This is a genomic window from Kitasatospora sp. NPDC050543 (assembly GCF_044457565.1).
In the GTDB taxonomy this organism is placed as follows: domain Bacteria; phylum Actinomycetota; class Actinomycetes; order Streptomycetales; family Streptomycetaceae; genus Kitasatospora.
Genome location: NZ_JBITGZ010000006.1, coordinates 117,614 through 130,323, shown reverse-complemented (window position 1 = coordinate 130,323; position 12,710 = coordinate 117,614). Strand labels below are relative to the sequence as shown.

At 74.2% G+C, this 12,710-nt stretch carries 10 protein-coding genes; all 10 read left to right on the top strand.

The genetic code is table 11. The features are described 5' to 3' along the window. Positions 1 to 239: 239 nt before the first annotated feature. The 10 genes from ACIBH3_RS09875 (at position 240) to ACIBH3_RS09830 (ending at position 12,705) form a co-directional block, all read left to right on the top strand. Positions 240 to 1,238: a hypothetical protein gene (locus ACIBH3_RS09875; protein WP_396311417.1), complete on the top strand. Its 999-nt coding sequence runs from the start codon at positions 240 to 242 to the stop codon at positions 1,236 to 1,238. 14 nt (positions 1,239 to 1,252) lie between these two features. After that, positions 1,253 to 2,017: a TenA family transcriptional regulator gene (locus ACIBH3_RS09870; RefSeq protein WP_396311416.1), complete on the top strand. Its 765-nt coding sequence runs from the start codon at positions 1,253 to 1,255 to the stop codon at positions 2,015 to 2,017. After that, on the top strand, positions 2,014 to 2,943 hold the full coding sequence (locus tag ACIBH3_RS09865) for an aminotransferase class IV (RefSeq protein WP_396311415.1): 930 nt from the start codon (positions 2,014 to 2,016) through the stop codon (positions 2,941 to 2,943). The genes ACIBH3_RS09870 and ACIBH3_RS09865 overlap by 4 nt, the downstream gene beginning before the upstream one ends. Next, on the top strand, positions 2,940 to 4,397 hold the full coding sequence (locus ACIBH3_RS09860) for a hypothetical protein (RefSeq protein ID WP_396311414.1): 1,458 nt from the start codon (positions 2,940 to 2,942) through the stop codon (positions 4,395 to 4,397). The genes ACIBH3_RS09865 and ACIBH3_RS09860 overlap by 4 nt, the downstream gene beginning before the upstream one ends. Next, positions 4,394 to 5,062 carry an RraA family protein gene (locus ACIBH3_RS09855; protein ID WP_396311413.1) on the top strand — a complete coding sequence of 223 codons (669 nt, stop codon included), beginning with the start codon at positions 4,394 to 4,396 and terminating at the stop codon, positions 5,060 to 5,062. Before ACIBH3_RS09860 ends, ACIBH3_RS09855 begins: the two co-directional genes overlap by 4 nt. Then, complete coding sequence (locus tag ACIBH3_RS09850) at positions 5,059 to 6,486, top strand: MFS transporter (protein WP_396311412.1); 1,428 nt, start codon at positions 5,059 to 5,061, stop codon at positions 6,484 to 6,486. Before ACIBH3_RS09855 ends, ACIBH3_RS09850 begins: the two co-directional genes overlap by 4 nt. Further along, complete coding sequence (dapE, locus tag ACIBH3_RS09845; protein WP_396311411.1) at positions 6,483 to 7,778, top strand: succinyl-diaminopimelate desuccinylase; 1,296 nt, start codon at positions 6,483 to 6,485, stop codon at positions 7,776 to 7,778. The genes ACIBH3_RS09850 and dapE overlap by 4 nt, the downstream gene beginning before the upstream one ends. After that, positions 7,775 to 10,276 (top strand): acetyl-CoA carboxylase biotin carboxylase subunit family protein, encoded by a 2,502-nt coding sequence (locus ACIBH3_RS09840; protein ID WP_396311410.1) that lies wholly within the window; start codon positions 7,775 to 7,777, stop codon positions 10,274 to 10,276. Before dapE ends, ACIBH3_RS09840 begins: the two co-directional genes overlap by 4 nt. Before the next feature lie 90 nt (positions 10,277 to 10,366). After that, the gene (locus tag ACIBH3_RS09835; protein ID WP_396311409.1) at positions 10,367 to 11,782 is read left to right on the top strand and encodes a hypothetical protein; all 1,416 of its coding nucleotides are present in this window, start codon (positions 10,367 to 10,369) and stop codon (positions 11,780 to 11,782) included. Further along, the gene (locus tag ACIBH3_RS09830; RefSeq protein ID WP_396311408.1) at positions 11,779 to 12,705 is read left to right on the top strand and encodes a sucrase ferredoxin; all 927 of its coding nucleotides are present in this window, start codon (positions 11,779 to 11,781) and stop codon (positions 12,703 to 12,705) included. Before ACIBH3_RS09835 ends, ACIBH3_RS09830 begins: the two co-directional genes overlap by 4 nt. The last annotated feature ends 5 nt before the right edge of the window (positions 12,706 to 12,710 follow it).

The window sequence follows — 12,710 nt, the reverse complement described above, 5'->3', positions numbered from 1 at the left end:
TCGGGCCCTTTGGAGTATGTCTGACACGCTCTGCCCCCTTGGCGCGTTCCGGACAGTCCAATAGATGATCCCATAGGCCGCTGACGCTCCCCCAGTGACCTGGGGCACGATGAATCGCGTCCTTGCGCAGGTCACAGCCTGCCGAGAGCCTCCGAGTTCCGGCAGCCCCACCGATCCCTTGATCCCTGGCGACAAGGGGGCCACCTTCCCCCACCGCGGTGCGACAGAGGAGTCCTGATATGGCAGGCAAGCATTCTCTGGCAGCGGAATTACCGCATTCCGCTGATTTCGGAATCACCCTTCTCGACGTAACACTGCGCGACGGCGGCTACGCCAACGGACACGCGTGGACCCCGGAGGAGGCGGAGTCGGTGGTGCGGGCCGCCGACGAGGGCGGTCTGCACTGGACCGAGGTCGGCTACTACCGGCCCGCGACCGGGGACGCGCTGCGCCCGCCGTCCTCCTGGTGCCCCGACGGGTACCTGAAGCGGCTGGCCGCGTGCCTGACCGGCACCCGGATGGCCGTGATGGCGCACCCCGGTCAGGTGACCGCCGCGGACGTCGGCCGCCTCCCCGGGCTGGGCGTCGGCATGCTCCGGCTGCCGGTACGGCCGGACAACCTGCCCCAGGCTCTGGAGTTGGTCCGCGAGGCCCGGGCCGTGGGCCTGGAGTCCTGCCTCAACATCATCAGGGTCAGCGAACTCCCGGACGCCGAGCTGGAGCGCATGGTCGCGGCCGTGGCCGGCAGCGGGGTCAGCGCGCTCTACATCGCCGACTCCAACAGCAGTCTCTTCCCCGAGCAGGTCGCCGAGCTGATCGGCCGGTGCGTGCGGGCGGCGCCGATGCCGGTCGGGTTCCACGCCCATGACGGGCTGAGCCTGGCGTTCGCCAACAGCCTGGCCGCGCTGCGGGCCGGCGCCCGGTACCTGGACGCCTCGATGGGCGGCATCGGCAAGGGCGGCGGCAATCTCGTGGCCGAGCTGATCGCCCCCTACCTCAAGCTCCACCACGGCCTGCCGCTGCGCCTGCAACCGCTCACGCGGGCCACGGCGGCGGTCGTACAGGGCTGGCTGACCACCGACTCGGCCGCCCGCGCGTCCTCGGTGGTGCACGGGCTGCTCGACCACAATCTCGACGCCATCGCGGCGTCGGCCCGGGACTCGGCCGGCGGCGACCTGATCTCGCTGTTCGACCGGGCCTCGGAACCTTCCCACGTATCTCTCAAGTCCCTTACCTGAAAGCGGATCCGTAGATGAGCAACCAGGAATTCATCGACGAACTCGACGCAATGATCGCCGAGCGTCGCAAGATGACCAGCCCGCTGTACCAGACCATCCTCGGCGGCAAGGCCACCCAGCGCCTGCTCCAGGGCTTCGCCATCCACCGCTGGCCGATCAAGAACCTGTGGGTGCGTCACCTCCTCGGCGTCGCGCACCGCCTGGAGGACCACCGCATGCGCGTGCTCTTCGTGGAGAACGCGTTCGAGGAGGAGACCGGCCGGCTCTCCGACTCCCGCCGGCACGTGGAGTCGTTCGCCGACTTCGCGCGCTCCGTGGGCGTCACCCGCGAGGAGCTGGAGAACACCCCGTTCCTGCCGGAGACCCAGGAGCTGCACGACAACAACCTGCGGCTGTGCAACAGCGACCTGCACTTCACCGCGGGCGCCGCGGGCGTGCTGCTGCTGATGGAGGGCCAGCCGCCGATCGTCAACGCGGCCGGCGAGAGCATGCTCAAGGTGATGCGCGACGAGTACCTCCTGCCGGACTGGGGCTACGACTTCTTCGTCCACCACGCGTCCTCCGACGCGAGCGAGGCGGCGGTCAGCGAGCTGGAGGACGAGCACTCCGCGGCGGTGCGCACCATCCTGCGCGAGTTCTGCACCACGCCGGAGCTCAGGGACCTGGCGCGCACCTCGCTGGCCCACTCGATCGAGCTGCGCCACCGTCACTTCGACGCTCTGATGCGGGACTACTACGACCCGTCCGAGCCGGTGTTCCGCTACCAGGGCGAGCAGTGATCCGTCCGCTGGCATCCTTCCCCGTCGTCCACCACGCTGGTGGGTGGACGACGTGGGAGGGCGCTGTCCTGCACACGTCCAGCATCACGGCCAGGTACGGGGTGTCCCTGTTCGAGGGCGTCCGCGCGTACCGGCAGTCGGGGGGCGGCCCCTCGCTCCCCTTCCTGCTCCCCGATCACATCGACCGGCTGCGGCGCTCGCTGGCCATGACCATGGTCCCCGACCCCGGTCTCGCCCGGCTGCCGGAGATCGTCGACGAGCTGGTCCGGCGCAACGAGATCACCGACGACGCGTATCTGCGCATCGCGGTCAACGCCGCCAACCCGGGCGGCCTGACCGACGCGATCATCCCGCAGCTGACCGTCACCGCCGCGGCCATGGGCCGCAAGCGCTGGCTCGCCTCGGACATCGGGATGGCGCTCACGGTCAGCGGCCAGGAGCGCGCCGACGCCCGGGTGTTCCCGCCGGCCGCCAAGAACATCTCCAACTACGCCGGCCCGCGACTGGCCCAGATCGCCGCGCTGGAGGCGGGCTTCGACGGCTGCGTGCTGGTCAACCGGGCGGGCCGGCTGGCGGAGGCGCCGACCGCGGCCGTCTTCCTGGTGCTGGACGGCGAGCTGGTCACCCCGTCGCTGGACGAGGACGTGCTGCCCAGCATCACCCGGCAGTGGGTGCTCGACCGGGCGCGGACCCTGGGGATCCCGGTGTCCGAGCGACCCGTCGAGACCGCCGAGACGGCCGCCGCGCAGGAGGCGTTCCTCTGCGGCACCGGGATCGAGTTCGCCCCGATCCGCTCGTTCGACGGGAGTGAGTGCACCAGCTGGGAGACCCGCCCGGTGACGCGCTCCCTGACAGCCGCCTACTTCCGGGAGGTCCGCAGCCTCCCGGCGCGCCCCGAACCGGAAGGATCAGTGGTACCGCAGTGATCTCCTGGAAGGCGGCCGCCACGGACGCCGCCCTGCTGCTGGCCGACCCGGCCCTGACCACCAGGACCGGCGCGGATCCGGGCCTGCCCGTGTTCCGCAACCGCGACTTCCCGCTCTCACCGCTGCCGCTGCTGATCGACGCCGAGCAGGTCACGCCGGTCGTCCGGCGCCTGGAGGAGTACGTCGAGCTGCTGGAGAAGGTGGTCCGCCTGCACCGCGCGGAGCCGCGGGTGCGGGACTACTACGGGCTGCGCGGCGACGCGGCGATACTCGCGGACGCCGACTCCGGCGGCTCCCGCGCGGTGCGGGTCTGCCGGCTCGACGGCTACCTGGAGCAGGGCAGCGAGAAGCTGCGGATCCTGGAGAACAACGCCGACGCCCCGGCGGGCACCCTGTTCACCCCGCGGCTCAACCGTGCCGTCGACGGCATCGCCGACAGCCTGGCCCTGGGCTACCGCGCGCAGCTGACCGAGCCCGCCTTCGCGTCCGGTCAGGAGTTCCCCGACCTGCTCCTCGGCTACCTGCCGCGGCCCACCGGCCCCGGCCCGGTCCGCGTCTGCGTGCTGCAGATCGAGGGCCGGGCCAACCGGGAGAGCGAGGAGCTGGTCGCGCAGCTGCGCACCCGCGGGGTCGACGCCTGGCTGGCCGACCCCAGGGCGCTGCGCTTTCGGGACGGTGCCGTCGAGGTCGGCCGCGGGGTGCCCGACCTCTGCTGGAACAAGATCAACAACGCCGCCTGGCAGGACCTGCTGGACGCCGACCCCGAGCTCGCCCCGCGCTGGGCCGCGGCGGTCGGCCGCTGCGGGCTGCTGCACGTCAACCCGTTCTCGGCCCGCTACGTGGCGGAGAACAAGCTCACCATGGCCCTGCCGCAGGAGCCGGCGCTGGCCGACCTCTTCACCCCGGCGGAACGCGAACTCTCCCGGGAGCTGGCGCCCTGGTCGCGCCGGCTGTCGCCCACCGCCCTGGCCGAACGCCCGGGCGGCGAGGGCGGCGGCGAGCGCGAGGGCGGCGAGGTGACGCTGCGCGAGGAGCTGCTGGCCCGGCAGAACTCCTACGTCCTCAAGGAGCAGTACGACATCCGCGGTGACGGGGTGACCATCGGCCATGCGGTCGACCGCCGCACGTGGGAGGAGGCGGTCGAGCGCGGCTGCGCCGAGCACCACCTGGTGCAGCGGTACGTCCGGCCGACCAGCTACCCCGTGCTCCGCGAGGACGGCACCGGGCTGGTGCCGATGCCGGTGAGCCTGGACACCTTCGTGTTCGACGGCCGGGTGGTGGGCTTCGGCTCGAAGGCCAGCCTGAACGCCAAGGTCAACGTGTTCGCCGGCGGGCAGAAGCTCGCCGTCCGGGTGCTGGGCGGGGCCCGCCCCACCCCCGCGGGCCCGACACCGTCGGCTCCCGCGCCCTCAGGGCGCACCCCTTCAGGCCCGACCTCCGGAGAGCAGGCATGAACCCCACCGATCCGTCCCGGCTGCTCGCCCGCTTCGGCACCGGAGCGACCAGCGACGCCCTCGACCTGCTCGGCATCGACGGTGGCCTGCAGGGCCTGCGCCCGGTGACGGTGGAGCGCTCCGTCAGCGGTCCCGCCTTCACCCTGCAGTTCGTCGAGGTGGAGCCCGGAGACCCGGCCCCGGCGGCGGAGTTCATCGACGACGTACCGGCCGGCTCGGTGGTGGTCATCGCCAACGCCGGGCGCCTGCACTGCACGGTGTGGGGCGGTCTGCTGTCCCGCTTCGCGGCCGGACGGGGCCTCGCCGGCACCGTGATCGACGGAGTCTGCCGGGATCTGGACGAGAGCGCCGCCTGCGGTTACCCGCTCTGGGCCCGCGGCGGCTACATGAAGTCGGGCAAGAACCGGGTCCGGCTGGCGGCGGTACAGGTGCCGGTCGAGGTCTGCGGCACCACCGTCCACCCCGGCGACCTGGTGTGCGCCGACGCGTCCGGGGTCGTGGTCGTCCCGTCGGCGGTGGCGGCGGACGTCGCCGCCACGGCCGAGCAGATCACGGTCATGGAGGAGCAGGTACTGACGATGATGCTGGCCGGAGTGCCGCTGCGCGAGGCGCGCTCCCGGGCCGGCTACAACAAGGTCGCGTTCCGGCGATCGGCGCAGCGATGACCGCACCCTCCCCAGGTCCGGTCCGGTCGGGCCGCCCCGCCGGGTCGGACCGGGCCGGCCTCGGGCGGGAGTTCGGCAAGCTGTGGACCGGCGCCACCGCCTCCGCCATCGGGGACGGGCTCGCCGTCACGGCCGCCCCGCTGATGGCCGCCGCGCTGACCGACGACCCCCGGCTGATCGCCGGCGTGAGCATCGCCCTGACCCTGCCCTACGTACTCTTCGGGATCCCGGCCGGCGTGCTGGTGGACCGGGTGGACCGGCGCCGGGCGATGGCCTGGGTCGACCTCTTCCGGGCGGCCCTGGTGGGGGCGTTCACCCTGCTGCTCCTGCTGGGACACGCCGGCCTGTGGGCGCTCTACGCCTGCTTCTTCGCCATCGGCACCTGCGAGACCTTCTTCCGCAACGCCTCGCAGTCCCTGGTCCCCGCGGTGGTACCGCGGGAGTCGCTGGTGGAGGCGAACGGGCGGCTGATCGGCGCGCAGACCGCGGCCAACCAGTTCGTCGGCCCGCTCGGCGGGGCCGCGCTGTTCGCCCTCGCGCCCACCCTGCCGTTCGGTATCGACGCACTGACCTTCGCGCTCTCGGCGGTGATGCTGTTCGGTCTGCGGATCGCCCGGCCCCCGGCCGTGCCGAGCCCGGGTGGGGCCGGCGGCGAGCGCCCGCGCCTGCTCAGCGGTCTCGGCGCGGACATGGCCACCGGCGTGAAGTGGCTCGCGCGGCACCGGCTGCTGCGCAACCTCGCGCTGGGCGCCGGCCTGACCAACCTCGTCGGGGCCGGCGCGATGGCCGTCCTGGTCGTGTACGCCCACGACCGGCTGGGCCTGGGCAACCGCGGCTTCGGCGTCCTGCTCGCGTGCGAGGCGGTGGGAGCCGTCCTCGCCTCGCGGGCGGCGCCGCTGCTGGTGCGCCGGATCGGCCGGGAGTGGGCGCTGGTCGCCGTCGCGGGCGCCCAGATCATCGTCAACCTGGTGCTCTGGCAGGCCGAATCGGCCTGGCTGGCGGGAGCCGCGCTGGCGCTGGGCGCAGCGGCGTCGTGCGGCTGGGACATCGTCGTCGTCGCCCTGCGCCAGACGCTCATCCCGGACGGCCTGCAGGGCCGGGTCAACAGCGTGTACCGGCTGGTCGCCTGGGGGTGCATCCCGGTCGGCGCCAGCCTCGCGGGGGCGCTCGCGCACTCGTACGGCACTCCGACGGTGTACGCCCTCGGCGCGGTGGTCATGACGCTGGTCGGGCTGCGGATGATCGCGGGCGCCCGGAGCCGCTGGATCACCACCGCGGACCCGGCCACCGCGGGGGCTCCCGCCCCCGCCGGAGCCTCTGCCACCGCCACCGAGGCGCCCGCCGCCATCGCCGACCCGGCCACCGCCGGAGCCGACGACCTTCTCGACCCCCGGTCCACCACGGCAGCGAAGGGCCAGGCATGACCAGCACACCCGAACCGGCCGGCACCGCCGGTGCCCCCGCCACCGTCCCGGACGCCCCGAACGCCCCGGACGTCCCGGACCCCACGGACGCCACGGACGCCACCTCCGGTGTGATCACCGCGACCGATCCGCTCACCCTGACCAGGCACCTGGTCGCGACGGAGTCGGTCAGCGGCAACGAGCGCCTGCTGGCCGACCTGGTCGAGCAGCGGCTGCGCCTGCGCGCGCCGCACCTGAAGATCCACCGCATCGGCAACAACGTGGTGGCCCGCACCGAGGCCGGCGCGGCGCAGCGGGTCCTGCTGGCCGGCCACCTCGACACCGTCCCGCTCGCGCCTGACGCCGCGCACCCCCTGCGCCGCGCCACGGCGGACGAGGTCCACGGGCTCGGCGCGGTGGACATGAAGGGCGGGATCGCCCTGATGCTGCTGCTCGCCGAGGAGGCGCACCGCAGCCGCAGCGACTGCACGTTCGTCTTCTACGACCAGGAGGAGGTCGGCTCCCGGCGGAGCGGGATGAACACCCTGTTCGCCGACCACCGCGAGCTGATGGCCGGAGACTTCGCCGTCGTGCTCGAACCCACCGGCGGCCTGCTGGAGGCCGGCTGCCAGGGCAACCTGGTGTTGGAGCTCGAATTCTCCGGCGCCCGGGCCCACACCGCGCGCCCCTGGCGCGGGCAGAACGCCATCCACCTGGCCACCGAGTCGCTCGGCCGGCTCGTGGCGTTCCAGCCGCAGCCGCAGCTGATCGACGGCCTCTCCTACCGCCAGGCGTTCTCGGTGGTGAAGGTCGAGGGGGGCGTGCAGGGCAACGTCGTCCCGGACCGCTGCGTGATCCGCGTCAACTACCGCCACGCGCCCGGCACCAGCACCGAGCAGGCCACCGCCGAGATCACCGCCCTGGCCCCCGAGGCGTCCGCGGTCCGTACGCTGCTGTCCTCCCCTCCGGCCCGGCCCGAGCTGGGCCACCCGCTGCTGCGCCGGCTGCGCGACCCGGCCGGTCTCGCGGTACGCCCCAAGCTCGGCTGGACCGACGTGGGACGGTTCGCCGGCCACGGCATCCCGGCCGTCAACTTCGGTCCGGGCGATCCCGAGCTGGCGCACAGCCCGTACGAGGTCGTCGACCGGGCCTCGCTCGAAGCCTGCCGGCGGGCGCTGCACGGCTTCCTCGGGCTCGGCCGCGAGCGCCTCCCCGGGCTCTCCGCCGGGCTAGCCCCCGAGCTCTCTCACGGGCTCTCCCACGGGCTCTCCCGCCCGGCGGATTCCACCCCCGAGGACGTGGTGCAGCCGTGACCGAGCATGTGATCGTCATCAACCGGTGGTCCGACGGCTACGCGGACTACGCGGCCTACCTCGACCACGCCGCGTTCACCGTCTCCTACGTGACGACCCGTCGCGGACACCGGGCGGTCCCGGCGAAGGCCGCCGGGCACGCCCTGGTGGAGACCACCGACGACCTGGCACAGCTGCGCGCCGCGACCGCCGCTCTGATCCGCGAGCACGGCGCGCCCGCCCGGCTGGTCGCCCTGCACGAGGGCGACCTCGACGCGGCGGCGCAGCTGCGGGTGGAGCTCGGCCTGCCCGGTCAGCGGCCGGACGACCTGCGGCCGTTCCGCGACAAGCTGGCGATGGCCCGGCGGGTGGCCGCCGCCGGCATCCCCGTACCGGCCACCGGAGCGGCGTCCGACCACGCCGCGGTGCGCGAGTTCGCCGCGCAGCACGGCTGGCCACTGATCCTCAAGCCCCGTTCGGGGTTCGCCAGCGCCCATGTCAGCAGGCTGGACTCGCCGGCGGACCTGGACCACTACGTGTTCCCGCCGGGCGTGCCCATGCTGGTCCAGCCCTACCTCCCGCACCCGGTGCTGCACGTGGACGGGGTCGCGACCGGCTCGGCCCTCGGCCCGTGGCGGGCCTCGCGGTACCTGAGCACCTGCCTGGAGTTCACCGGGGGAAGCACGCTGGGCTCGGTGGAGATCGACGACGACGCCCTCGGCGAGCGGATCGGCGCCTTCACCGACCGGGTGGCCCGGGCCATGTCCGACGGGCCCTGGGTGTTCCACCTCGAAGTCTTCCTGCACGAGCGCGAAGGCCGTGAACCGGAGCTGGTCTTCCTGGAGGTGGCGGCACGCACCGGCGGCGCGGAGATCCCGTTCCTCTGGCGCGAGGTGCACGGCACGGACCTGATGGCGCACGCGTGCGCCCTCCAGCTGGACGGCCTGCCCGGGCTGCCCCGGGCAGCCGAGGCGGCGGCGCCGCCCGCGGGCACCGTCGCCGAACGACCCGGCGAGGTCGGCGGCTGGCTCCTGGTGCCGGCGCCGGCCACCCGCCCGGCCCGGGTACGCTCCGCCCCCACCCAGCTCGGGCTCCCCGCCGGCCCGTACGCCGAGGTGCTGCCCGCGCCCGGGCGGATCGTCGCGGCGGCGGGGGGCTATGAACACGTCGGGGCCCGGTTCCGCTTCCGTGGCCGCAGCAGCGCCGAGGTGGAGGCGGCGGTGCGGGCCACCGCCGAGCGGTTCAGGCTCGACTGCGTCCCGCTGGACCCGGCCGCCCGACCCCGCCTCGTCGTGGTCGGCAGCGGCGGCCGGCCGTACCGCGAGTACGCCTTCGCCTCGCTCGCCCGGCGGGCCGACGTCCTGCTGCTGCACTCCGCCGAGGCCGACTGGCAGCGCGCCCACCTGCGCGAGTCCCGCCAGATCGACACGCGCGATCCGCAGGCCCTCGCCCGGGCGGCCGACGCGTGGCTGGGCACCGCTCCGGGCCCGTCCGGCGTGCTCACCTGGGACGAGACGGCGCTGGAGGTCACCGCCCGAGCCGCCGAACTCCTCGGGGCGCCGCACCTGTCGGCCCTCGCCGCCGCCAACTGCCGCGACAAGCTGGCGACCCGGCGGCTGCTGTCCGCGGCGGGAGTGCCCTCCGCCCGGTACCGGCATGTCCGCAACCTCGCGCAGGCCCGGGCGGCGGCTGCCGCGATCGGCTACCCCGTCGTGGTCAAGCCCCGCTCGCTGGCCGGGAGCCTGGGGGTCGCCCTGGCCGCGGACCCGGCCGAGCTGGCCGAGGCGTTCGCCCGCGCCGGTCAGGCCAGCTTCCCCGGCCTCGACGCGCGGGAGGGCGTGATCATCGAGGAGTTCCTGCGGGGCCCCGAGATCAGTGTCGACAGCGTGGTCGTCGGTGGCGCCGTGAGGTGTGTGAACGTCGCCCGCAAGCGCTTGGGCTTCGCCCCGTACTTCGAGGAGGTCGGTCACCTGGTCTCCCCGTGGCGGCACGAACCCTGGGCGGACGCGGTCGTGGACGCCGTGACCCGGGCGCATGCCGCGCTGGGAGTCGAGACCGGTGTCACCCACGCCGAACTCCGGCTCACCCCGGACGGCCCGCGGCTGGTCGAACTGAACGGCCGGCTCGGCGGCGACCTCATCCCGCGGCTGGGCCACCTCGCCACCGGGATCGACCTGGTCGCCGCGGCGGCCGAGGTCGCGCTGGGCCGCACCCCCGACCTGACGGCGACGCAGGACCGGTGTGCGGAGATCAGGTTCGTCTACCCCGAGCACGACGGGGTCGTCCGTTCCCTCGACCTCACCGCGGCCACGCGCACTCCCGGGGTGGAGGCCGCCTTCGCCCTCGCCGCGCCCGGCGACCAGCTGCTGCTGCCTCCGCGCGGGCTGCTGCCCCGGCTGGCCGCGCTCGTCGTCACCGGCCCCGACGCCGCCTCCTGCACGGCCGCGGCCGACACCGCCGCCCGGCGGGTACGGGCCGACGTCGCACCCCTGTCACCCCCGCCGCTCACGTCACCCTGACCACCGCGTCACGACCCGCGTTCCCCGCCCCGCACCCAGATCCCCACCCGCACCCCGTTCCCAGCCCTGCACACTGGAGCAACCACCGCCATGTCTGTTGAGACCCGCAGCCCGCTGCCCGAGGCCCAGGCCGGCCACCGCCCCACCGGCACCCACGCCGAGCGCTACCTGGCCCGGCTCTCCGAACTGGGCACCCCGCCACCGGTGCTGGTGGAGGCATCGCGTCGCTCCCAGCTGCTCACCACCGCCTACGGCGACCGCTTCCTGCCCCGCCCGGTCTTCCTCGACGCGGCCGACCGCACGCAGCTCGCGACCGACCTCAACCTGCTCCACGACCTGCTCGCCTCACTGCCCGAGCGGCTGTTCGACGGCAGCCGGTCCGACCTGGCCCGCGCGGTCGGCATGGCCCCGGCCCAGGTCGCGGCGGTCGGGCGGAGCTCCGGCCCCGCGCCCGTCAGGATCGCCCGCGCCGACCTCTACCGCACCCGGACGGGATTCCGGCTGCTGGAGTTCAACATGGGCAGCGCCCTCGGCGGCTTCGAGAACGCCGAGCTCAACCGCGCCATGCTCACCCGGCCCGAGCTCCAGGACTTCGCGGACGAGGAGCAGCTCTCCTTCACCGACACCCTGCGCGGCTTCGTCGCCACCATGCTCGCCGCCTGCCCGCAGGTGACCGCGGAGCGCCCGGTGGTCGCCCTCGCCGACTGGCCCAGCAGCTACGAAACCCTGGAACCCCGGCTGAGGTTCATGGCCGACCTGATGGCCGACATGGGTGTCGACGCGGTGCCCTGCCACGTCGGTGAACTGCACGAGCGGGGCGGCCGGCTGGAGATCCACGGCCGCCCGGTCGACATCGTGTACCGCTTCTTCCTGATCGAGGACCTGATCGACGGACCGGACGCCCCCGCGCTGGTCGAACCGGTGCTGGCAGCGGCGGAGCGCGGCACGGTCGCGCTGTTCGCCCCGATGGACTCCGAGCTCTACGGCAACAAGGGGACGCTGGCGCTGCTCTCCGACGACCGCCACCGGGCTTCGTTCACCACCGCCGAACTCGACTTCATCGACCGCTTCCTGCCCTGGACCCGCCATGTCCGCCGCACCGCCACCGCCCCGGGCGGCGAGCAGGTGGACCTGCTCCGGCACGCCGAGCAGCACCAGGACGACCTCGTACTGAAGCCCACCCTGATGCACGGCGGCATCGGCGTCGTGCCGGGCTGGACCGTCTCCCCGCAGGAGTGGTCGGCCCGGCTGTCCGACGCCCTGGACGGCCCGTTCGTCCTCCAGCAGCGGGTCCGGCCGCTCGCCGAGCCGTTCCCCGCCCTGGACCGTCCGCAGATCCGCGACCTCGTCCTCAACTGGGGGGTCTTCCTCGTCGACGCCGCTGCCACCGGAACCGACGGCTTCGGCGGCGCCATGGTGCGCGGCACCGCCGACCCGGAGGTCGGCGTGGTCAGCATGGGCAACGGCGCGGCCGTCGGCTGCTGCTTCCACCAGGAGCAGCGGTGACGTCGGAACCGCCGACCGAGCGCTGTTCGCTCCAGGCCCGCGCGGCCGCCGAACCGCTCATCGGCACGGCACCCACCGCCGCCGCCTGGATCGCCGTCGAACACCCCGGGCCATGGGGCCCGGTGGCGCCCAAGCAAGTCCCCGGTCTGCCCACCGAACTGCTGCGCCGGGCCGCACAGTTCGGCGCCCGGGTGGTGCTGATCCGCCGGCCCGGCCGAGCCGGCGGCGCACCGGCGGCACACCGCACCGCCCTGCTGGCCTCGACCGCACCCGGCGCCGGCTGGCTGACCCGGATCCGCTTCACCGACCCCGAACAGCTGCTGGAACTGGACCTCGCCGCACTGCGCGGGCCGACCCCGGGCCCGCTCGGCGAACCGGACCCCGGCACGGTGTTGCTGGTGTGCGCGCACGGCCGGCGGGATCGGTGCTGCGCCATCGACGGGCGCGCGCTCGCCGCTGCACTGACGGCGGACGCACCGACCGCCGAGGTCTGGGAGTGCACCCACCTCGGCGGTCACCGGTTCGCCCCCACCACGCTGCTGCTCCCGTACGGGCTGGTGCACGGCGCACTGAACGAGGCGTCCGCACTGGCGGCACTCCGCGCGGCCGAGCAGGGGCAGGTGTCGATCGACGGCTACCGGGGCCGCTCGACCTGGACCCCCGCCGGCCAGCTCGCCGAGGCCGCCGTCCGCACCCACGCCGACGAGTACGACGCCGACGCCCTCACCGTGCTCTCCTGCGCGCCCGCACGGCCGGACACCACCCGGGTCACCGTCGCCCACCGCGACGGCCGCCACTGGCAGGTGGACGTCGACGAGCACCCCGCCCCCCGGCCCACCGCCCCCAGCTGCGGCAAACCCGCCCTCACCCGCACCCACCTGGCCCTACGCGCCGTCACCCCCCTCACCCCCACCCCGGCCTGACCGAC